22 protein-coding genes are annotated in these 22487 nt (G+C 43.0%); 6 read left to right on the top strand and 16 right to left on the bottom strand.

Going from position 1 to position 22487, the window contains the following annotated elements; all coding sequences use genetic code 11:
• Positions 1–7: 7 nt before the first annotated feature.
• Positions 8–1483: a peptide MFS transporter gene (locus ZX61_RS02500; protein WP_049843138.1), complete on the bottom strand. Its 1476-nt coding sequence runs from the start codon at positions 1481–1483 to the stop codon at positions 8–10.
• A gap of 277 nt (positions 1484–1760) precedes the next feature.
• On the opposite strand from ZX61_RS02500, the gene ZX61_RS02495 reads away from it, so the two are divergent.
• Positions 1761–2885 carry a M14 family metallopeptidase gene (locus tag ZX61_RS02495; RefSeq protein ID WP_049843137.1) on the top strand — a complete coding sequence of 375 codons (1125 nt, stop codon included), beginning with the start codon at positions 1761–1763 and terminating at the stop codon, positions 2883–2885.
• A gap of 911 nt (positions 2886–3796) precedes the next feature.
• Here ZX61_RS02495 and ZX61_RS02485 read toward each other — a convergent pair.
• The 6 genes from ZX61_RS02485 to ZX61_RS02455 form a co-directional block, all read right to left on the bottom strand.
• Complete coding sequence (locus tag ZX61_RS02485) at positions 3797–4153, bottom strand: hypothetical protein (protein ID WP_049843135.1); 357 nt, start codon at positions 4151–4153, stop codon at positions 3797–3799.
• Positions 4154–4226: 73 nt separating this feature from the next.
• Positions 4227–4397: a hypothetical protein gene (locus ZX61_RS24220; protein ID WP_160316782.1), complete on the bottom strand. Its 171-nt coding sequence runs from the start codon at positions 4395–4397 to the stop codon at positions 4227–4229.
• Between the two features lie 50 nt (positions 4398–4447).
• Positions 4448–5233, bottom strand: a complete 786-nt coding sequence (locus ZX61_RS02475; protein ID WP_049843133.1) for a hypothetical protein — start codon at positions 5231–5233, stop codon at positions 4448–4450.
• 1066 nt (positions 5234–6299) lie between these two features.
• Entirely contained in the window at positions 6300–6647 is a 348-nt protein-coding gene (locus tag ZX61_RS02465; protein ID WP_049843131.1) for a hypothetical protein, read from the bottom strand.
• A 21-nt stretch (positions 6648–6668) separates the two neighbouring features.
• The gene (locus tag ZX61_RS02460) at positions 6669–6983 is read right to left on the bottom strand and encodes a hypothetical protein (RefSeq protein WP_049843130.1); all 315 of its coding nucleotides are present in this window, start codon (positions 6981–6983) and stop codon (positions 6669–6671) included.
• 707 nt (positions 6984–7690) lie between these two features.
• Positions 7691–9061, bottom strand: a complete 1371-nt coding sequence (locus tag ZX61_RS02455; RefSeq protein WP_049843129.1) for an L-serine ammonia-lyase — start codon at positions 9059–9061, stop codon at positions 7691–7693.
• A gap of 189 nt (positions 9062–9250) precedes the next feature.
• Here ZX61_RS02455 and ZX61_RS02450 point away from each other — a divergent pair, with 189 nt between their 5' ends.
• On the top strand, positions 9251–10087 hold the full coding sequence (locus tag ZX61_RS02450; RefSeq protein WP_049843128.1) for a YdcF family protein: 837 nt from the start codon (positions 9251–9253) through the stop codon (positions 10085–10087).
• A gap of 61 nt (positions 10088–10148) precedes the next feature.
• On the opposite strand, the gene ZX61_RS02445 is transcribed toward ZX61_RS02450, so the two are convergent.
• Positions 10149–10400, bottom strand: a complete 252-nt coding sequence (locus tag ZX61_RS02445) for a putative hemolysin (RefSeq protein WP_049843127.1) — start codon at positions 10398–10400, stop codon at positions 10149–10151.
• A gap of 197 nt (positions 10401–10597) precedes the next feature.
• Here ZX61_RS02445 and ZX61_RS02440 point away from each other — a divergent pair, with 197 nt between their 5' ends.
• Complete coding sequence (locus ZX61_RS02440; protein ID WP_049843126.1) at positions 10598–11530, top strand: exopolyphosphatase; 933 nt, start codon at positions 10598–10600, stop codon at positions 11528–11530.
• 52 nt (positions 11531–11582) lie between these two features.
• Here ZX61_RS02440 and ZX61_RS02435 read toward each other — a convergent pair whose 3' ends face one another.
• Positions 11583–12599: a GGDEF domain-containing protein gene (locus tag ZX61_RS02435; protein ID WP_049843125.1), complete on the bottom strand. Its 1017-nt coding sequence runs from the start codon at positions 12597–12599 to the stop codon at positions 11583–11585.
• 192 nt (positions 12600–12791) lie between these two features.
• Positions 12792–13727, bottom strand: coding sequence for a chemotaxis protein (locus ZX61_RS02430; protein WP_049843124.1), 936 nt, complete (start codon positions 13725–13727; stop codon positions 12792–12794).
• A gap of 195 nt (positions 13728–13922) precedes the next feature.
• On the opposite strand from ZX61_RS02430, the gene ppiC reads away from it, so the two are divergent.
• A complete protein-coding gene (ppiC, locus tag ZX61_RS02425; RefSeq protein WP_045955815.1) occupies positions 13923–14201 on the top strand; it encodes a peptidylprolyl isomerase PpiC in 279 nt (92 codons plus the stop codon).
• A 48-nt stretch (positions 14202–14249) separates the two neighbouring features.
• On the opposite strand, the gene ZX61_RS02420 is transcribed toward ppiC, so the two are convergent.
• From ZX61_RS02420 to ZX61_RS02410, 3 genes are all read right to left on the bottom strand, one after another.
• Entirely contained in the window at positions 14250–14561 is a 312-nt protein-coding gene (locus ZX61_RS02420; RefSeq protein ID WP_049843123.1) for a c-type cytochrome, read from the bottom strand.
• A 68-nt stretch (positions 14562–14629) separates the two neighbouring features.
• On the bottom strand, positions 14630–15637 hold the full coding sequence (gene ltaE / locus ZX61_RS02415; RefSeq protein ID WP_049843122.1) for a low-specificity L-threonine aldolase: 1008 nt from the start codon (positions 15635–15637) through the stop codon (positions 14630–14632).
• An 11-nt stretch (positions 15638–15648) separates the two neighbouring features.
• On the bottom strand, positions 15649–16173 hold the full coding sequence (locus ZX61_RS02410) for an NUDIX hydrolase (protein ID WP_049843121.1): 525 nt from the start codon (positions 16171–16173) through the stop codon (positions 15649–15651).
• Positions 16174–16445: 272 nt separating this feature from the next.
• Between ZX61_RS02410 and ZX61_RS02405 the strand changes: the two genes are divergently transcribed.
• Entirely contained in the window at positions 16446–18110 is a 1665-nt protein-coding gene (locus ZX61_RS02405; protein ID WP_049843120.1) for an ATPase RavA domain-containing protein, read from the top strand.
• A 9-nt stretch (positions 18111–18119) separates the two neighbouring features.
• The gene (gene viaA, locus ZX61_RS02400; RefSeq protein ID WP_049843119.1) at positions 18120–19565 is read left to right on the top strand and encodes an ATPase RavA stimulator ViaA; all 1446 of its coding nucleotides are present in this window, start codon (positions 18120–18122) and stop codon (positions 19563–19565) included.
• A gap of 44 nt (positions 19566–19609) precedes the next feature.
• Here viaA and emrD read toward each other — a convergent pair whose 3' ends face one another.
• From emrD to ZX61_RS02390, 3 genes are all read right to left on the bottom strand, one after another.
• A complete protein-coding gene (gene emrD / locus ZX61_RS02395; RefSeq protein WP_049843118.1) occupies positions 19610–20818 on the bottom strand; it encodes a multidrug efflux MFS transporter EmrD in 1209 nt (402 codons plus the stop codon).
• Positions 20819–21028: 210 nt separating this feature from the next.
• The gene (locus tag ZX61_RS23525; protein ID WP_074181731.1) at positions 21029–21337 is read right to left on the bottom strand and encodes a DUF1289 domain-containing protein; all 309 of its coding nucleotides are present in this window, start codon (positions 21335–21337) and stop codon (positions 21029–21031) included.
• An 80-nt stretch (positions 21338–21417) separates the two neighbouring features.
• Entirely contained in the window at positions 21418–22353 is a 936-nt protein-coding gene (locus ZX61_RS02390) for a DMT family transporter (protein ID WP_193395095.1), read from the bottom strand.
• Positions 22354–22487 lie beyond the last annotated feature (134 nt).

The following is a 22487-nucleotide window of genomic DNA, read 5'->3' as shown; positions in this document are numbered from 1 at the left end:
TTAGAAATTAGCTTTCCGCTTCAACCATTTCAGGTTGTTCATCAGCGCGCGCAGCTTCTAGCATCTTGCGAATAATCACAGAAGCAACTAGAGCAATCGCCACCATAACCACGGCAAGAACAGTCAGTAGTTGGAAGTAATCGCCATAAACGGTTTGAACGATCTCTTGCGTGATCTCTTGACCTTTCTCAAGTGCGATAGAGGTAGAAAACACTGCGCCAACAATGCCACTTAATGCCATAGCTACTGAGAAAAGTGACACCGAGAAACCTTCGATATGCTTAGGCGCGACCGAAAGAATAAAGGCGACCACTAAGCTGCCAACAATCACTTCAGCAAAAGCTTGGAAGAAGTGAATGGCTAAGAAAACTTCAGGACGAATCACGACGTCTTCACCGATACTCATAACAGCCATGGTTAAGATACCAAAGGCAATCGCAGTAAAGATAAACGCAAACCCGATTTTAGTTGCTGTTGAAAAGTTAATGCCTTTCTTCTCTAGGGAAGAAAAAGTCATCGCAATAACAGGACCAGCAACAATACACCATAGAGGGTTCATCGCCATTGAAGCTTCAGGAGCAATTGGGATCAGGTTAAACAGATCCCCGCGCATGGTGTTGATGGTGACCATCGTCATTGATGTCATCATTTGACCGTAGTAAACGAAGAAGCAGGTTGTCAGTACCGTCATAATGAGAATAGTGCCCATCTTAAGTGCATCTGACTTACTGGATTTAAACATCAGAGAGATGAAATACAAGATCGCTGCAGCGCCGATGGCGTAAACGATATTCTGACCAATATCCATGTTAGAGAACATGAAGAACACTAGGCCAATCATCACGGCAGAGACGGTTAAGAAAGCTGCCCAGTTTTTCGCGCTCACTGGCTGTTGGTCAATTTCTGCCCCTGCACCAACTAGCTGCTTGTTGAAAATAACAAGTACTGCAAATGCGAACGCGGCCATGACTGCTGATAGGGTGAAGCTGCCGTGGAAGCCAATCACCAATACAAACATTGGGAAAAGATATTGGCCTAATAAAGCGCCGACGTTGTTGACGGAGTAGTTGACGGGGTAGCCGTTCTCGAATTCCTCTTCTGAAGCAAAGGTACGTTTGTAAAGACTTGGGTAAGAAGGGGACATCAATCCACGAGCATAACTAGCAAGTGCGATACCTGCCAAGCTCATTGGAATGTTGGTTGTTGAAGCGCCTAGAACCAGTAGTGTATAGCCAGTTGCAAATGCACCATAAGCAATAGTTAAAGAACGGTACGCTCCAAGAAACTTGTCGACGATAAAGCCACCGGCAATCGCAAAAAGTGGGCCAATGGATGAGAATGCGCCGACAACCATCATGGTATCTGCTTCACTGTACCCTAGATCTTCTAAGAAGAAACGGGTCAAAATTACCATCACACCATAGAATGACAGGCCAAACATTGCTTGGCAGAACATCATTGATTTATTGAGTTTATTCCACATAATAGTCTCTTCTTGTTGATATAACACAGAGTTAATATCTGATTATCTTATCATTTGCGCTATGTTATAAATTGAAACAATTATCGCAGAATTACTATTCTATGCACGATATTTTCTCAAGTTCGCATAATTTTTTATAATGAGTTTGATCCAAAACGTTTGCGTGGGATATTTTTCAGCAATACCTGTACGAGAAAGTATGGTAAAGAGACTTATTATCGACTGAGAACTGTGCTAGCCTCCTACTTTGCTCTTTAAATAGTTAAGGAATGTAAGCATGAAGATTTTTAGTAACTTCGATAGTGGCAGCATAGAAGTCGTGAGTATCGATAATAAAGATCAGATTCAACTCAAGGTTCCCAACGACAATCAGTCAGAGTTCTATCAGTGGTTCCACTTTCGACTAGAAACGCAAGCTGAGCAGTCACATACTATTCAATTGCTCGATCTCAAGAATTCAGCTTACCCGGAAGGGTGGAGTGGCTACGACGTCGTAGCTTCATACGACCGTGAAGAATGGTTCCGTATTCCGGCACAATTTGATGGTGATACGCTGACCTTTCAGGTTATTCCAGAACGTGGTTCTATCTATTTTGCTTACTTTGCCCCTTATACTTACGACCGCCATCTAGACCTGCTTCATATGGCGCAGAGTGCTCATCATTGTCGGCTTGAAACACTAGGCGGTACGCTAGATGGTAATGATATGAGTCTACTGACGTTTGGTGAATTTGAAGAAGGGAAAAAGAAAATCTGGCTGATTGCCCGCCAACACCCGGGTGAGACTATGGCGGAATGGTTTATAGAAGGCTTAATTCAACGTCTGCTCGATGATGATGACACCACAGCGCGTGCTTTGTTAGAAAAGGCTGTACTTTATATCGTACCTAATATGAATCCAGATGGTTCGATTCGTGGCCACCTACGCTGTAATGCAATTGGTGTTAACCTCAACCGTGAATGGCAAACACCGTCTATGGCACGTAGCCCAGAAGTCTATTTGGTACGAGAGCGAATGCTGGAAACGGGTGTTGATATGTTCCTAGATATCCACGGTGATGAAGCGATCCCATTTAACTTTGTTGCTGGCTCTGAAGGCATTCCTTCTTATGACGAGCGTTTAGCGAATTTAGAGGCTGCGTTTAAGCAAGCGCTGCTTACGGTTACCCCAGAGTTTCAAGATGAGCAGGGTTATGACAAAGATGAGCCAGGTAAGGCAAACCTAACAGTAGGCTCAAACTGGGTTGGTGAGCAGTTTAAGTGTTTGTCTTATACGGTAGAGATGCCATTTAAAGACAACAATGAGTACCCAGACCCTTTATACGGCTGGTCACCTGAGCGCAGTGTTAAGTTCGGGCACGATATGCTGACGGCAACTCTCGCAGTGGTCGATAAAATCTAACCCTTCAAGTTTCTTCGATGATAAGCGCTGATTTTCCGCGCTTCAGAGTGATGACGAACCCCACTTTTCGAGTGGGGTTCTTTTTTGGCTAGCGGGCGTAGGCAGCGATCGCGATTTTTTTTCGTGATAGCTTACCAATGACCCTATCTTCTTGATGTTTTGAGTTGCTGAAGTCAATCAACACTGTATTTGTACCTTAACCAGATTACGGAAGCACACATAGCGATGATCATGTGTAACCCTCCCCGTTAAGCGTTCTGACACAGGTTGTCATCTCAAACTTGGGGAACAAAAAACGCCTGAGTTCAGTTAAGAAAGGGGCGCATTTAAGTAATAAATCATAGATAAAAGAAACCCCGCCGAGGTGGGTGAGTTTTTTCGTGGATGATTGCGCACCATCTTATTGGGGAGGATTGTCAACACTCACCCACTAAATATGGCAGTAATTTATCTAATGACGATAAATTCTGCTACGGATAGACTTCAATAAATTCATTAACTAGCCCATAGCCATTGGTATCAACACAGTAACCAATCCTTACTTTCTTTGAAGCAGACTTTGCGGCCAATAGCGTAGAATATGCTCTATTGAATGTGTCTTGATTACCTTTCAATTGACAACCAGAAGACTCTCCACTACCAGTTCTAACATAAAACAACTGAGAAACATTAGCGGGCATCGGTTTAAGACTAAAATATACAGTTTCACTGTTGTCAGTAGTCGTGCGTAGAGTAGTAATGTCCCCAATAGAAATCGGAGAAAGGGCAGAAAAGCTCGCGATTAGTAGAGCAAAGCAAAGATTTCATAGCTCCAACTATCCTTTTATTCATATGTTTCCAATTATTATTTAATTACATTATAGTCAGATGCCGCTAGACGTTTTGGACCTCCCTCAATTTTTACCACGTCTTTAGTAAAGAAAATACCTCACATTCGCTGACTTCCAATCTCCCCAAGAAGCACAGTTATTTGGAACGTCATCTCCATCAAACCACAAAGAACCGATTACAGTGCTAGTTGACTTAGCATGCATTAGCATCGAGAGCATTGATTTACAAGTTTCCGCACTAGTTTGATAGCCTGCACCAGGTGGAGTCCAATTTGAATTTGGGCTACAAATAAAAACTGCTCTATTCATATTGCTTAGCTTGAGCATTATTCTGTCGTTTGCATGTAGCCCCAATCTTTCTACTGTTCCCGAACACTGTAATTCACCCGCTAGAGTGGTAGTTGAAATCAACCACAAAATAATCAGAATATTCTTCACTGCTAATTCCTTATTGTAATTTTAAAAAATAGGTTCTGATGCTTGTTAACTAGTTATCAATGGCTCAACTGCCTCAAAAGTAACCCGAATTATCATCGTCATCATGTGACCAGTCTTTATCATCATCTCCGCCATAACTCGGTCCGTGATCATCATCATGCCCCCAGCGGTCATTATCGGGACTCCAATCGTTACCGCCATTGTCAGAACCACCATTACTTGAGGAGCCGTTGTCACTATACAATCCTACAAATGTTGAGTTGGATATTAAGTAATTAACAGTATTTGTGTATGTTAGCTGCAACCAGGTTTATTTACGTAACCTCCAGCTGCTCCCCAAGAAAAGACAAGACCAGAACCGAGTGGAGAACCCGAAGTAGGAGTTACAGTTTTAATCGCAACCATACCAGCCGGAACATCTACATCTGCCGTTAAACCCTTTAGATCAGCTAGTTCACCACGAAAAATACCAGCATCAACCGTCAGTGCGAAGTCAGTACTGCCTGCAGTGCCAGAATAATACCCACCTAGCCCTTCATGATCGCCAGCTAAGCCAGCAGAGCCGCTAACACCCAATCCCGAAAATGACATGCCAACAGTAATGGTATGATCTGAAAAATCAAAGTTAGTGAAATCAAGACTTCGCGACATTCGACTAATACCAGCAGACGAACCTTCTTTGCTACCAAACAGAGAACCTTTATACTGATTAATTATCGTTACGTCTTGATATGGAATATGTTTACCAAACAACCGTTTAGGGATAGCTATTTCAGTAACGAGTTTTCCATTAAAAACTGCATGTTTATAGTTAATTTCATTCAGATATCTGGGTTCAATTGATGAGATAAACTTAAAACTAGGCTTTCCATTTTGTAACACAATTCTCAAGTCTGCATCTGACTCGTGATCGTTGGATCCTCCTTTAGTAATAGAGCTCCCAAAATGCACATAAGATGTCCAATTACTTGCGGGAATAAAAAATGTTATATCTCCATTAACAATAGGTATAAATTGAGAACCTAGGGGTTGGGAATAAGCAATATATAAGTAGTCATGTTCATTATATGCCTGTGTCATGTATGAGTTATTAACATCAAACAGTCTATCCCATTCATTAAAATTTCCATCAATTGATACAGCGGAAGCTACCGAAATTGGGGAAACCAATATCAGTAGTAGTAGTATTTTTTTATATTAATCCTTTATAATTATGTAGCCGATACTGTTGGCCTGACTGTATTTGTAGTCTTCATCATACAACCAGTACTTCCCTTTTCTGAGATAGTCTCTATATATAGACAATTGCTTTCTGCTTTTATCGGTAACTATTTTTATAGGGATTTTCTTTCCAATAGGATGCGAGTTTTCACTCAGTATAAAATGTAAAGATTTCAACTCTCTTAACACTACATCATCATTAAATGGGCCTGAAACCTCAAATATCAGTACATTTTCATGTAGAACGTTTTTTATATTCTCCCTAGCTAAGTAGGGAAAGAAAAAAGTCGTAACTGAAAAGAGAAAAAATGGAAAGCAGAGTATGATTTGATACTTGTTAAAGCCTTTCCTCAGGATCCAAACGGCCAAAATCGCCATCATGGGTAATATAGTCACTTGAGCAACAAAATAAAAAAAATCTAGTAATTCTAACAGCAAAACGAAAACCCAATAAAAACGGGAAGTATACACGAAATGAATATCTTGTAAACAGCACGTGATTATTAACTAATAAGTACATCACAAACAATCTCGTTCCATTAACTATATGCCAACCTTCTAGATAGATACCTGAGTTTTGAACTACTTAATCATTTGCTAAAGTAACTACTTATTTGAGCACTTTAATTAGAATTCAATCCATCTACATATAAAACGCCCCTTTCGGGGCGCTTCAGATTGATGGCGAACCCCACTTTTCGAGTGGAGTTCTTTTTTGGCTAGCGGGCGTAGGCCGCGATCGCGATGACCATGATGTTGTTTCGCGTTATAGAAGCTATGTTCTACCACTTCACTTCTTCACCTATAAGCATTCTTACTATAGGAAGCGTTTTGGGTTGTATCAATGTATAAAGTCGTGACTTGGTAAACTGTTTATCGCAGACGTTTACGGTATAGCTTCAAAAACACATGCAAATAAGAGGTTTTACCAGTTCCCAATATGTGTTACTTCAGCTGGCGCGTCACTAGTTGGTGGATTGCTTTCAGAAACATAGAGATAAAGATTTTTTTGAGATGCCATCTTCATTAGCATTGTTGACCATGCTGATTTACCATAATCAGTTGTGATATCTAAGTAAAATGCGTAGCAACACCCAGTTACGGAGGGGTTGAACTCATTGAGGTTTCTAAAGAATACGCGTCCACCTTTATCAGACACCACTTGATACTTTATTTTGCTCATGTCTGATACATGAACATATTTTCCTGCTGCATTCACCGTAGCGGAAAATAATACGGTTGATGCTAGTAAATAACCAAATAATTTACTCATTTTCGATTCCTTTATTTATATTTAACGCTCTTCTAGGCCGGTTATTACGCAAGTTGTTTGCTGATCATCTACTACATACCTTAACTTCTTTCCTCTTGCTTTTGCAGATAACGCGTACGAGTATAGCGCTTTGTTAAATTCGGTCCCATCCATATTGATTTGCCCCCTAGAATATTGGCAATGCTTCGCAAACTGGGGTGATTGTATGTACGCAACTCCATTGTTTAGATATAAATTCCAGTTGCTTAATATTTCTGTTGGCCAATAGCGATTAGCGATCGCTTGATTGCTACTTAAAAGAGTCAAAGCAATCATTGCTGTAAGAGTTTTTTTCATTTATTCACCTGTTTTACTTTGTTTGTTACACAGAGTTTCGTTGTGTTGTTATTTAATGGTTTCTACTTGAATAAACGCATGCCGCTTATTTTAGAGGGCTGATAACACAGCCAGCAATGCTTAATCCAATTGGCTTTCCTGCCGTAAGAATAGTTATTAATGTTGCCATTTTTGCGTCAACACCTACATCACTTACTAGATTAATCCTATAAAAGTTTTTGGAGCCACAACCTTCGGGGTCTATCGCTGTTGCAACCATAGTTATACCAACATGAGTTGGCTATGGGGCAATACAATTTATTTGTGAAACTAGAACTTCTGCCGCGCTAGAACTCAAGGAAAATAATATAGTAAGGGTTATAAGCTATATTTTCATAATTTCTAATCTATTTCATACGTAGAAAAATTCACAATATGATAATACATCACGATATTAAATGCTAGATGCCTTTGTAATAGGTACAATAAATGTTTATGTGTTTCTTAGGAACTAGTTGTTCTCTAATCACCATTTCAATTTCGTATTGCTGAGGGGAAGGTTCTTGAAGCATATCGGAGGATTCATATTTCGATGCTCCTATTAGATCAAAGGTCTGAGGCGCGGACTTTCCGCGCTGTTCACTACATTCTGTGCCATAACCCGTCAAACTCAAATGCAATTCAGTTTTTCGACTGGCTAAAGCACAGCATTAAGTAGGCATTAGTCGCTACTCACAAGGCGGAGACATATGGATAACAGCGAGACCTCCGAGTGATGTTTCGCGGTACTTCTTATTCATATCCTTACCTGTTTGATACATGGTCGCGATGACCTTATCAAGAGAGATTAAACATTTGCTGGTGCGTTTGAGTGCCATGCGGGATGCATTGATTGCTTTCATAGCGCCCATCGCATTGCGCTCAATACAAGGTACTTGAACTAATCCACCGATCGGGTCACAGGTCATCCCCAATGAGTGCTCCATAGCAATTTCAGCTGCAATACAGATTTGCTCGTTGCTGCCACCGCGAAGCGCTGTTAGCCCTGCGGCTGCCATCGATGATGACACGCCAACCTCTCCCTGACAGCCAACCTCAGCCCCCGAGATTGAAGCGTTGGTTTTATATAAAATACCAATAGCACCCGCCACAGCAAGGAAGTCTTTGAGCTGCTTAGTGTCGAGTTCTTTAACAAATCTATGGTAATACATTAATACCGCAGGAATGACCCCAGCAGCACCGTTGGTTGGCGATGTGACGACCTGCCCACCGGCAGCATTCTCTTCACTTACGGCAAATGCGAATAGGTTAATCCAATCCATGATTTCCATAGGATCGTTTTCAATTGAGGCATTGGCCTCAAGTTTCTTTAGTAAGTTTGGCGCACGTCGAGTGACATTGAGGCCGCCTTCCAAAATGCCTTCGGTTTCAAAACCGCGCTGCATACACAACGACATGACTTTCCAGATTTGCTCTGCTTTGCGGGTAATTTCATCGTCTGAAAAGAAGTTTTGCTCATTTTTCAGAATCATTCCGCCAAGGCTGAGGCCACTGTTTTCTGCCATTTCTAGCATTTCGTCAGCACTGGTGAAAGGAAATGGAACATCCACTTTGTTGGCCGAGCCACCTTCTTCGAGCTCTTTTGCCGTAGCAATAAAGCCGCCACCGATTGAATAGTAGGTTTCAAGTGCAAGTTGATGGCCGAATGGATCATAAGCGGTAACGGTCATCCCATTTTCATGCAGGGGTAGGTTGTCGTCATGAAACAAAATATCGCTTTCATAGCTGAAATCTATAGTGTGGGCCCCAGCAAGAACTAAGTTGCCTTCTTCTAATGTTGTTGCCAGTGTTTGTTTCGCACTGCCCATTTTAATCGTGTCGGGCTTGTTGCCCAGCAAGCCTAAGATAACCGCTCGGTCTGTGTGGTGACCTTTGCCAGTCAGAGATAGTGAACCGTAAAGATCAACCTGTACGCGACTGACTTTTGTGATTGATGAGGCGAGATAGCGCGTAAAATGATAACCTGCGAGCATTGGCCCGTTGGTATGAGAGCTTGAAGGCCCCACTCCCACCTTGAAGATATCAAATATCGACAGCATAAACTTTACTTCCTGTTGTAGTGGCCTGTCTTTCAGGCTCTTTTAATTACAAGTATGGCACGCAAGTGGAGATAACGTCTCGCATGCGGCCTGTTAACAAAATATTAACCTCTGATAAGCTAGCGATAAAGTGGATGCTTGTACAGTTTAAGCGTTACTCAGTAGGAATAATTGAGACATGGATAAATAATGAACATTATTAATGTTGTACTGATACTGGGTAAGCGGCTCGTCAACAATGTGCTTACGTTAGAGGGTAGATCAAGAGTCCAAGCGTTAAGCGCAACGTTAAATACATTAAACCTCGATCAAACGGCAGTCATTTTCTGTGGTGGTGCGACGGAAGGGCAAATGCAAACTGAAGCTCAAGCTATGTTTGATTGCTTCAAGTCTTTTCATCAGGGGCAAATGCCGCCTCATATTATCCTCGAAGACCAATCGACCAATACGATTGAGAACATCTGTAACGCAGCAGATAAGCTAGTCGCGAGTAAGTTGTGTCGGGTAGGGCAGGTAATCAACGTGTTGCTTGTATCAAACGATTATCACCTTAATCGAATTTTTGAAATACAGCGACTCATGGATGAACAGGGTCTACTGACCACATTGAGAAACCAATGTGCTCAAAGTGGTTTGGATTTGGCTATCTCCCCAATACTCGACAAGCATACCGCAGTTCCTTACCCACATCACAATACTCTAGGTCGGATATTCTTGTTACTTGATGAGCTGACGACTTATCGCGTTTATCTTGAAGGGGTGAAAAACCAAGCCTTTGCCAGACCTTTGGAGATAGTCAGGGAAAAGCCCTACGCAGCAGCGCGTAAAGCACTGGAAGCGCTGAAAGATCTTATTTCTGACCCTAGTGATCTGTATTCGTTGAGCACGATAGAGAAAGCGATCAATAAGACATGCGTTGAAGCTTTACCTGAAGATTTGATACAGCAATTAGCACTTCTGGATAAGCATTTAACCAAAATGAACCGCCGCTATGATCCCGAAAGACAAAGCCTAATAGATGTCTAAATTGCGAGGTGATTAAACGAAGACTACAAAGTCGCTAACTTACTCTCTCCTTCGTTGGCGTTTACTGCTCTTTATGGTTTTGGCGGTAATAATCCCACTCTTCGATTCGCTCATCGTTTGGCAACAAGCAGTAGGTCAGACGTTGTTCATTTTCAGTGACCGTTTCTAGTGTACCTCCTTGCTGGACACAGTACACCGAAGCAGGGTTTGCCATCGAAGTGTAGCCTTTGACTTCGTATTCGTCTGTTTTGGTTGCACAACCAGAGAGTATTGCGACACTAGCAATAGAGACGGCAAAACACGTTTTCTTCATAATAAAACCTATATTGAATCAATGAGTAGCATATCGATTATAGGGTAAGGTATGAAAAACTCTGTCTAGAATTTGTTAAAAAGTTAGTGATGTCTAAAATTAAAAGAAGTTATACAACAAAGCTATATAACTTAGCTAAATGCGTTTGTATGACCAATGAGTATTAACATAAGAAGACTAAGCATAGGAAGTGCCAGATGTCCGAGCAAAAATATCGACTTGTTACGCGAAGCGACTTTGACGGTCTAGTGTGCGCCGTTTTGTTTAAGCAACTTGACCTAATTGACGATATTAAATTCGTCCATCCTAAAGACATGCAAGACGGAATCATTGAGATTACTTCTAATGATATTGTGACTAACCTGCCTTATGTAAAACAGGCACACCTTGTCTTTGATCACCACTTGTCTGAATTGTTACGCAACCCTGAACGGTATGAAAATCACATCATCGACCCCGATGCTCCTTCAGCCGCGCGCGTAGTTTGGGAGCATTATGGCGGGAATAAGGTTTTTCCAACCGAATGGGACGATATGATGGAAGCGGTAGATAAGGGGGATTCTGCGCAGTTTAATCGTGATGAAGTGTTGGACTCGACAGGTTGGAACCTATTGAACTTCCTGATGGATGCAAGAACTGGACTGGGGCGTTTCCGCGAGTTCCGTATCTCTAATTACGCTTTGATGATGGACTTAATTGAGTATTGCAAAAATCATACGATTGATGAATTGCTTGCGCTACCTGATGTCAAGGAACGCATCGAGCTATATCGAGAGCATGAAAATTTATTTAAAGCGCAGATTCAACGATGCGCGACAGTGTATGACAATCTTATCCTGCTCGATTTAACCGGGGAAGAGGTTATATACGCAGGTAATCGCTTTATTGTTTATGCTCTGTATCCGCAGTGCAATATATCTATTCACAAAATGTGGGGTTTTCAAAAGCAAAATACGGTGTTCGCCACTGGGAAATCCATTTTTGACCGCAGTTCTAAAACCAATGTAGGAGAGCTAATGCTCAAGTATGGAGGTGGAGGGCATAAAGCTGCGGGGACTTGTCAGATCGACAATGATAAAGCCGACATTGTTCAGCAGGAGCTGATTACCGCTATCACTGCTGATGGATAAAAAAGACCCTAAGAGTATGTCTTAGGGCCTTGTCAATTTTTTGCTTTGTGACTTATAACGGCATTACACGATTTCGCCCTAGTTCTTTGGCCTCATACAGAAGCTTGTCTGCGCGCTCGATCAGAGACTCTGCTGCTTCACCTGGTTGAAGCTCAGCAACGCCCATAGAAATCGTAATATTGCCAACCTGCTGCGAAGTGCGACGATCTTTGATCGAGAGCTTCTCTATTGTGCGGCGTAAGCTCTCAGCAAACTGCCTTGCAATGCGCAGTGACTTATTTGGTACTATCAAAGCGAACTCTTCGCCACCAAATCTATAAGCTTGGATACCGTCTCGGCAACCTAGCTGAAGTCTACGTGCAATCCCCTTGATGACGGTATCACCAAACAAGTGACCATAGGTGTCGTTGAATGATTTAAAGTGGTCAATATCTGCCAGTACTAGACACATCTTCTGCTCAGAGCGGCACAAGGTGCTAATATCATTATCGAAGGCGCGGCGGTTGTACAAGCTCGTTAATGCATCAAATAGCGCGTCTTGCTGAACCTCTGCAAGCTGAGTTTTTAGTAGGCTGATCTCTTTGGAAGCCGTTTCGAGCTGGTTATTCAGAAAACGGGTTGAGTGCCTGATTTCTCGTGACTCCGCGACCAGTTGACGAATTACAGTCATGACTTCATCCATTGACATCGCTTGATCTTCCACACGCTCTAGGTTGTCGAAGCTTTTGTCAATCATTTGTGAAAACTGTGAAGTGTCTGAAAGGGTGTCACTCATCGAGCTAGCAACTTCGTTCACTAGGATTTCTATGCTGTTGCGCAGTTCACGCATATCTGTTTCTGAACGACTGGCAACATAGTTGTTGTATAGCTGCTCGCCTGCTGCTGGTGGGCAGATACCGTAATTCTCAACGACACTGTCTAGCTCACGATTGAGCTGGGGAATCGCGTTGTCCACATAGGTATACCAGAGTGCATAGTTTGCAGGTGTGGCAGCCACATGGTTTTTCATCATTAATGGGACGGCTCTTTTTAAATTATCCGTCGATTTTTTGAAGTCGTTGTCAGTCATTTCTTAGGAATATTCTTATCTCGACACCTGTACATTAAGAGTAGCGGATTTCTACTCTGGATGTATGCTTTGTATCACTTTTGGACGATTAATTAATAGTTTATATAAACTTTATCACATGTATATGTTTATATTGACAAAATATAGCGATAGCAAGGTCAGAATCACGATACAACTAGCTATCACATTGCGCTAAACCCCTTGCGGTACTTCTTCGCGAACATTACCTGACTCAAGTTTGCTTGCTCCACGCAACATCGCTTGAATTAACTCTCCGGCATTAAACTTTTCGAGTGCTTCATGAGCACCGACTTGTTGGGCGCGATCAACACATATCTCACTGGAAAGTGAAGTATGCAGAATTACATAACTGTTTTTTAGGGCAGGGTCATTCTGAGTCTCGAATGCGAGTTCATAACCATCGAGCCCTGGCATTTCGATATCGCTCACCAGAAGATCGATCGCCCGATCAGCAGATGCTTCTTTTCTCATCAGCTCAAGTGCATCAAGGCCATTGTTGCAGATTTGGTAAGAAATATTAATGCTATCTAACGCATCGGATAGCTGTTTTCGAGCAATAGAAGAGTCGTCTACCAACAGAATATTGAGCGCTTTTAATCGCTCACGTTCAATGTCTGTAAGCATTGGGATACTGGTTGATTCGTACTGCGGATAGATTTTAGATAATAACAGCTCAACATCCAACATCTGCACGATGTGATCTTCAAAGCGAGTAATGCCTGTCACGAATACATTAGAGCCAGCACTTGCAGGAGTAGACTCGATCGATTTCCAATCACACTCAATGATTTTTTCAATTGAACGCACCATAAAGGCAACAATGGTGCGTAGACAGTCCGTGACAATCAAATAGCACGAATCGTACTCGTCGGGTTGGATTGGGCGAAAACCAATCGCGGCGGGCATATTAATTACCGGAATCGTCTTATCACGAATCGTAACCGTTCCAAGGACATGGTGATGCGAGTAAGGGATCTGAGTCGTCGGTTGAAATGGCACAATTTCTCTGACTTTTAGAGTGCCAATTGCGAACAACTGTTTACTGCTGGTTAAAGTAAACATCAGCATGCCTTGAGACTGATTCGCTTTACTAGCTGGTTTGGCCATGGGCTTCTCGTATGTGCGACTATATTTATAAATGGTAACGGATTTACCCCGATGATCAATGGATGCAAATCAAATTTGCTTCTAAACGCTGATAAGATAGACATTCGTTATTTAGAACGACAATTGCTTGGGTGAAGATCTCGTTTTATTCGGGTACAATTCCCGCAAAACAGAGTCATTATCAGAGGCATCATTATGGCTAAAACAGCGCACGCACTTCATATTTTAGTTAAGCATAAAGAGCAAGCAGAAGACATCATCAAGCAACTAAAGAAAGGCGCAAAGTTTCAGACCCTTGCGAAGAAATACTCAACGTGTCCGTCGGGTAAAAAAGGGGGGGACTTAGGTGAGTTCAGAAAAGGCCAGATGGTACCACAATTCGATAAAGTGTGTTTTTCTGGCGAAACTCTGGTTCCGCATTTAGTTAAAACCAAGTTTGGTTGGCATGTAGTGAAGGTGTTATACAGAACTTAAGTTAAACGAGAACTACCGCGATTTATTTTCCGAAGCGTTTCGTGTTCTTTATTCTTGGCTAGAAAAGTAAGCAGAAATGTCTTTCAAATCTTGGTTATTGAGCCTAGAAAGCTGGACCTTCATCATCTCGGCCAGTGCACCTGTCCGATTGCCATCTTGATAGTCTTTCATCGATTGAAATAGGTATTGGGCGTTTTGCCCTTTTAGGTGAGGGTAAGCAGGATTGGATGCAGTGCCGTCCTGACCGTGACAAAATACGCAGCTAGGTGATTTGATTTTACCTAATTCCGGATCGCCAAATTGGTTGCTTGCTAGGGCGAGTGAAGGAATTAAGAGCAGTAAGGGAAGAGTGCGTATCATTGTTGCCTCTCGTTTAGCCGTCAATACGCAAACAATAAAGCTTCCCCCTAGGGGAAGCTCAAAGTCTATTATTTGATGTATTGCGCAAGTTTCGCTAATAAAAGCTCAATATCATCGCTTGATACATCTTTATGGGTCACGAAACGAATCGGATTCCCCGGAGATACGGTAATACCGTCATCAGCCAATTGGTTGGCAATCTTTTCGATTTGAACGGTTGCATCCAGTTTGGCAAACACGATGTTGGTTTGTACAAAGTCTGGGTTGACATGAACGCCTTGCAACTTACTTAAACCTATTGCTAATTTCTTAGCGTTTTGATGATCGACGTCTAACTGCTCAACTTGCTCGGTTAATGCCAGTTTACCCGCTGCAGCAAGAATACCTGCTTGACGCATACCACCACCCACCATTTTACGCAGTCGGCGAGCTTTGGCGATGAAGGCTTTACTGCCTAGAAGGAGGGAGCCAATGGGTGCACACAATCCTTTTGATAAACAGATGGTCATTGAGTCGAAGTGTTGAGCTATCTCTTTTACGTCAACATCGAGTGCGGCGGCAGCGTTATATACGCGAGCACCATCAAGGTGAAGTGACAGGCCATGCTCGTCAACGAACTTTCTTGCCTCAGCTAGGTATGAAAGTGGTAACACCTTTCCATTGATGGTGTTTTCTAGGCTAAGTAACTTAGTGCGAGCAAAATGTGAATCGTCAGGTTTAATTGCCGCTTTGAGTTTGGCAAAGTCGAGCGTTCCATTTGGATTGTTTTCAATCGGTTGAGGCTGAATAGACCCCAACACAGCTGCACCACCTGCTTCATACTTGTAGTTGTGCGCTTGTTGACCGCAAAGGTACTCTTCGCCACGCTCACAGTGAGCCATCAAACCTAGCAGGTTAGCTTGAGTTCCTGAGGTGGTAAACAGTGCTGCTTCAAATCCGTGTCGCTCTGCCGTCCATTGTTCTAATTCGTTCACGGTTGGGTCATCGCCATACACATCATCCCCTACAAGCGCTTCCGCCATTGCTTTACGCATTGCTTCAGTTGGCTTGGTCACTGTATCTGAACGAAAATCCATAATCTTAACTCCTAAATATATCCACACAGCTTTGCTTTGCTCAAACACGCGATGGTTTTTGCATCGGTGATTTCGCCATCAATAATCTTTTGTTCGAGTTGTTGTACTGACAAAGAAAGTACTTCTATGACTTCATCGTCATCGCACTGGTAACGTTTTGTTTGGGTCAGTTGCTTAGCGACGAACAAATATTGAATTTCATCACAAAACCCGGCCAATGGTGTTACTTGCCCAAGAGATATCATTCTTTTCGCGCTGTAACCAGTTTCTTCTTCCAACTCACGGTGCGCACAGAATTCAATCGGCTCATCAGACTCTAATGTACCTGCTGGAAGTTCCAATAACCATTTCTTTAGGGAGGGGCGGTATTGATTGATAACAATGATATGGCCATGCTCGTTGATGGGTAGAATCACTGCAGCGCCCGGATGAGATATCGTTGTATGGGTGATCTCTTGGCCGTTAGGTAGAGGGATTGACTCTTCGATAAGGGAGATACGCTTCCATGAATGGATCGTTTTTATACTGTTTTCCATTTGATATTTGTTAAGTCCTAGCTCCTGACAGGAGGTACATTAACGTCTCAAGCTTTGGAGATAAAGCTCAATCTCGAGAATGGGTCGCAAACTATGTGCACCTTAAGTGATGAATATCTCAAAAGTGCAAACATTGTTTTCAGCCAGTTACGTAAAAACTCCATCTGATATAAAGATTTGTCCAATTTGCAAATCGCACTTGTAACAAAGTGATAACAAATGTATAAAATTATACATACATACCATCCAGTTAGCCTTAGGAGAGCGCGAATATGATTAGCCAGAATCGAGTGTCTCACTCACAAAAAGCGTTGCTCTCTGAACGAATCAACAAGTTGGCGCAAGCATTATCTGACGGCGTTTATGAGCGTGAAGAAACCATCAAATTGTGTTTGCTTGCCGCTTTGGCCGGAGAGAGTGTTTTCTTGTTAGGGCCTCCAGGTATAGCAAAAAGCCTTATTGCAAAGCGCCTTATTCAAGCGTTCGATAATTCTTCTTACTTTGAATACCTAATGACCCGCTTTTCAACACCGGAAGAAGTGTTTGGCCCTTTGAGCATTCAAGAGCTGAAAGATAACGGCCGTTACTTACGTTTGACCAAAGGGTATCTACCTACGGCTCAGGTGGTGTTCCTTGATGAGATCTGGAAAGCGGGTCCTGCGATTCTTAATACGTTACTGACAGTGGTGAACGAGAAGACCTTTAAGAATGGTAGCGATATTGAGCGCGTACCAATGAGGCTGTTAGTTTCTGCATCTAACGAGCTACCAGATCAAGACAGCGGTCTAGAAGCTTTATACGATCGTATGCTAGTGCGCGTGTTCGTCAATAGAATCCAAAACAAGCAAAACTTCAAATCCATGCTGACGGTAGGTACACCTCAAGAGGCAGTAATCCCTGAGGGGCTAGCAATTACCGATCAAGAGTATCATCAGTGGCAATCTGAGCTGGAACAGTTGGAGCTATCTGATGAGGTATTTGAAAAGCTGTTTGAGCTTAAGAGTATGCTAGAAAGTGCCGCAACAGCAGAAAGTGGTGTCGATGTGGCAGATACCGACATGTATGTCTCAGACCGCCGCTGGAAGAAAGCCGTAAAGTTGCTCAAAGCAAGTGCGTACTTTAACGGACGAGATTCGATTAACCCACTTGATCTCCTTTTGCTCCAAGACTGCTTGTGGAATAGCCCCGAATCGCGCGATGTCGTGCGGAGTGTGATCAAGCAGTTTGCTCTCAACCACGCTTTTGATCAGCAAGAAGTCGAGCAACAGATTACATTGTGTCGTGAAGAGCTGGGCGACATTCAAGAAGAGCTTGAATCAGAGTTCGGTATCATGCTCTCGATGGAGTCGACGACAGGCTTACTCAAGAAGCAAATCAATAGCTATGATCTTTCCAATGCTAAGAGCTACAAAGTGGGTAGTACTTTTGGCCTTGTGAAGCTCGTTCTATTACAAAGTAATATGTCGGTTTCTGAATCAGAAAAAGGTGATAGCCGCTGGGTATATGTTCCGAAAAATGAACTTGAGCGGGTGATAAAAGATGGGCAAGGGGATGTTTATGGCTATGTTAACCAAAATACCAATATGTGCCGTTTAAGATTTGATGTCGATGCGGCGAACAACTTAGTGATCAAGGATATCGCGAATCGTGGCGTATTGGTGTCAGTGGTGACTAACAAGGGTCTAGACGACTCAATCTATCAAGAGTGGTTAACCAAGTCTGAACAAGCAATGGTGCAGTTGGAGCACGCCGAGCATCATTTACGTAAAGTGCGTTCGAATTTTCATGGTGCATTGCCACATGGCTTTATAGATCAAGAACTTCCACGAGTCATGGAAGCAAGCCTACAAAATCTCCAGCAAGTGTTGGAGTCTGCTAAAACCGAGTGTGAGCGTACGGTTTTCCGTTTTAAGAACTTAAATCAGTTCTTCTCATAAGGAGCCGACATGTTAGGAGCAGACGGTTTAAATCTAGCGTTAGCGGTGGCAGATTCAGGGATAATAGACTCTGCGGTGAATGATCTGTTAGCGCGTACGCAAGTGATGGCGATGGCGGAAAACCGTGGTGTCAAAAGCTCGGTAAAAAATCACCTGCTTAAATGGCGTAGTAGCGTTAAAAAGCGCATTACTAAGGTGTGTGAAACCGACCGGTTCCAGCAAGAATTAGCCTTGTATCAAGAAGTGATTCATTGGGATGAACCTCGATTCTTTAACGAAATATCAGATGTTATCAAGAAGCTAGAATGGCATTCTGCTTTCTACTTGCAAGCTCGCCGTCTAATAGAGAAGAACAAAGGGCTAAATAACCCCATGTTCCCACACTACTTCTGTGACCAGTGGTATCAAAGTCTCTCAGATGCTATTCGTCAAGCTCAGGTGACTGAGTTGGAAGCAAACAAAGAAAAAGTACTTAAAGACCTCTACCAACGAATGGAAACCATGAAAAACATGGATAAGGTCGCCGAAGAAGGTGATGAAAGTAGTGTTGGTCGTTTGTGGGATATGGCATCTGCAAAATTAAGCAAATCTGACCTTAACGTAATGAAACGTCACGCCGAGTTTTTGAAAAAGAACAAAGGTTTGCAAGAGATCAGTGAGAAGCTAGGTCGGATGGCGGGCCAAGTCAATGACCCTGAACTAAATCGCACTCCAGCTGAAGAATTGCAAATGGTTGAGGAGAAGTCAGACGAAGCGACTGACGACATAGTGGGTATCCATGAAAGTGATGATCTCAATAAGCTTCTACCTAATGAAACCATGTTTCTTGCTTATCCAGAACTTGAAGTCGTGTTCTATAAACATCTAGTAGATAAGCGTTTGATGAATTACCGAATGCAGGGTAAATCAAGAACGCTACGTAAAATTCGTGCTCAGCAACCAGATAGCAAGCAAGTTGATGTAGAAAAAGGGCCGTTTATTATTTGTGTAGATGCTTCAGGGTCGATGAATGGTTTCCCAGAGCAGTGTGCTAAAGCAATGGCTTACGCCTTAATGCAAATTGCCTTAGCGGAAGACAGAGACTGTTATGTGATGCTGTTTTCCACAGAGCAGATTACCTATGAGCTAACCAAGCAAGATGGTTTACGTGAAGCGAGTGACTTCTTGAGCTATAACTTTCACGGTGGTACGGATATTGGCCCTGTGATCATGAAATCGATTGATTTGATGTGTGGTGACAAATACAAGAATGCTGACTTGGTGGTGATTTCTGACTTTATCGCCCCTAAGCAGTCGGATGAGATACTTGTCAGAGTTGAAGAGCTTAGAGCGAGGAAGAACCGCTTTCATGCGATTTGTTTGTCAAAGTATGGTAATCCGGAGCTTATGGCCATGTTCGACCATAGCTGGGCGTACCACCCGAATTTGGTTGGCCGATTAATGAAGAAATGGTAATCGCTAAACGATAAAGGAGCTCAGTGAGCTCCTTTATTTATTGGCTAAATCGCTAGGGGCATTTCGTCGTTGGACGGATCTTTCTTACGGTAAACGCGAATTAAACCGATTAACGCCAGTACAGACATCACCAGCATTAGAACGCCAAGTGGCATTTGGTCTGGAGTTGGGATTAATGATGCGCCTAATGTTGCCAAACCTGCGCCAAGGTTTTGCATACCACCTAACACAGCACCACCAGTACCTGCGTGGTAGGGTAGCGGAGATAAAGCTCCTGTGGTTGCCGCCGGAAACAGTATGCCCGCGCCCAAGAAGTAAATCGTTGCCCCACCAATTAAGCTCATGGCATTGGTATCACCAAGTAACCCTGGCAACAAAATAATGATGGAGCCAAGCATGATGGCAACTAAACCAACGATCAGTGCGCTTTTCTCATTGCGCTTACTTGCGATATAGCTCGATAACCCTGCACCTAATAGATAGCCTGGAATGGGCAATACAAACAATAGGCTTACGGTTGTCGCAGGAAGCTGTAAAACACCCCCGAGCAGAACTCCAGCGGCTGCTTCAAAAATAGCGATGCCTGAGAACGTTGCAACCAAGCAGATCAAATAGCCTTGAAAGCGACGATCTGACAGAACATATCGGTAGCTGTTGGTGACTTTCTCATAGCGACGTTTTTCACGTGGCAATGTCTCCATAAAGCTTGTCATCATAGTGATAACCACGGCGATGCCAAATAGTGCGAGGAATAAGTAACTCGAGCGCCACCCTAACGTTTCTGTTAGGTATCCCCCCAATACTGGGGCTACCAAAGGTGAGAAGATCACACACATGCTAATCAGGCTGTTTACTTTGTGCAGCTCAGCTCCTTCAAACAAGTCGCGCGTTAGTGTGCGTGACATGGCGCCACCACAGCCAATACCTAAACCCTGAATAAAGCTACCTGCTAAGAACCAATCATAGCTGTGGGCGAATAGGGCAATGATGGTTCCAAGAATATAGATCAGTAGACCAACGACAATGATTGGCTTACGTCCAAGTCGATCTGACAGTGGCCCATAAACAAATTGCGACAAACCGTACGGGATCAAGTAACACGCCATGACTGCTTGCAATGCGGCTGGTGACACCAAAAACTCACTTGCCATATGACCAATCGAGGGTACATACATGGTTTGAGTCATTTGACCAACCGCGGTCAAAATTGCAATCAAGAAGGTTAACTTCATCACTTGAGAAGACGCAGACATTTCTTAAACACCTAAAATCAACGCGTAAAAAACACTAGCATTGCGTAAGCAAAGCTAATAACTAGAATAAATAAAGGGAGCTTTCAGGCGCGAGATATTAGAGTGAGTTGGGCTATGTGGCAATCGAAAAGTGTGATCTTAAGCAAGATAAAATTTTCGGGTTTGGATTAGAAAAACTTATCCTTATTTGTGTGTTGTTAAAGCCTGGGTTTATGCGGTAGGCAGCTTAGATAAACACTGGCGACACAAGCAGGTTCCAGTGTTTGGTAGCAGGGAGGTATCGCGCTTTTCAATCTCAAAACACCAGCAGTTAGACTTACCTTGGCTGATATCACATTGAGCAGGCTGACTGCACGAAGGGCAGGTATGCGTAGACGTCTCGCCACTCAGGTTCGCCATAAGTTCATCCCGTTTTTGATCAGACAGATGACACCAGTTTACTATCTCAACCATGGTGCGGTGACATCCACTACAGATCCCTTCGTTATTTTTGCAAGCCGCGATACAAGGTGTCTTCAAAACGTGTTTCCGTTCAAGTTAGGTAAAGTAGAACTATACCCAGTTAACCGCGCAACTTCAAAAATACCCGTATTATTGCCTTACTCGGTATCGCTCTTAAATGACGGTGGTTGATACTGCAGAGATGTATCTTTTTTCAGTAGAACATTACTGGCAATTAAACTGCCGATGCAGATTAACGCTAGGGCCGCCCAGCTTAGTGGCGAAGGGCTCTCATTAAATACAGGTATGGCCAGTAGCGTTGCAATACCGGGTGTGGCTGCACCAAAAGCTGCGGTTCGTTCCGCCCCCAAAACTGAAATCGCGTGGAGGTAGGTAAAGGCGGCAATGAGACCAGCACCGACACCTTGAAGCAAGATATGGCCACTGAGTTCTCCCCACGGCCAGTCACTGACGTTTTGCTGATAAAGGTAGCTGTTCAAAGCCCCAGTCGCGATGAGAATACACAGAGCAAGCATAGACATCAGTGAAACAAGTCCTGAAGCAGCTAAAGGATTTAAGTTTGAAACTCGCGCACAAATGGTGAAGGTTGCCCACATGCTGCTACCGAGTAGAAACAGTAAGTGGCCTTGCAATAGTTCAGAATCTGCGTTGCCAAAACTATGCATGAGAAAGAGTGCAATTCCTCCTATTACCAGGAACAAGCCCCCAATTCTGTGTGAGCTAAGCGGCTGTTTAAAAAGTACCACTGCTATTCCTGAGACAAATAAAGGAAGGGTTCCAGGTATCAATGCACTGCCATCAGAAACGGGCGCGTAACTCATTCCAGTGCCTGCGACAAGCAGGTAGGGCAAACCACTACCAATAAACATGCCCAGCAGATATCGCTTTGGAACAGTCAATATTGCGTCTTTGGCTTTAACAACTAAGGGCAGAAGGATCACGCAGGGGATAATAAAACGAGCCAGCGCGATATCAGCGGTGAGCAATTCTGAGTGTGCGCCGCTTCTGAGCGAAAGGAAAAAACCTGACCAAAGTAATAGGGTGGCAATCATTGCCAAGTATCCAGAAAGCATATCCATATGTGACCAAAGCGAAAGTTGTAAACATTATGGAACGTAATTGGAGGTGATATCTGGCAATATTTATTATGTTTACTAATAGTATTGGTTAAAACAATTAATATACCTAGATATTGAGCTAGAAACTA

This window comes from Vibrio sp. VPAP30, assembly GCF_001188205.1.
GTDB lineage: Bacteria > Pseudomonadota > Gammaproteobacteria > Enterobacterales > Vibrionaceae > Vibrio > Vibrio bivalvicida.
The sequence above is the reverse complement of the archived record's forward strand: the minus strand, read 5'-3'. Positions and strand labels throughout refer to the sequence as shown.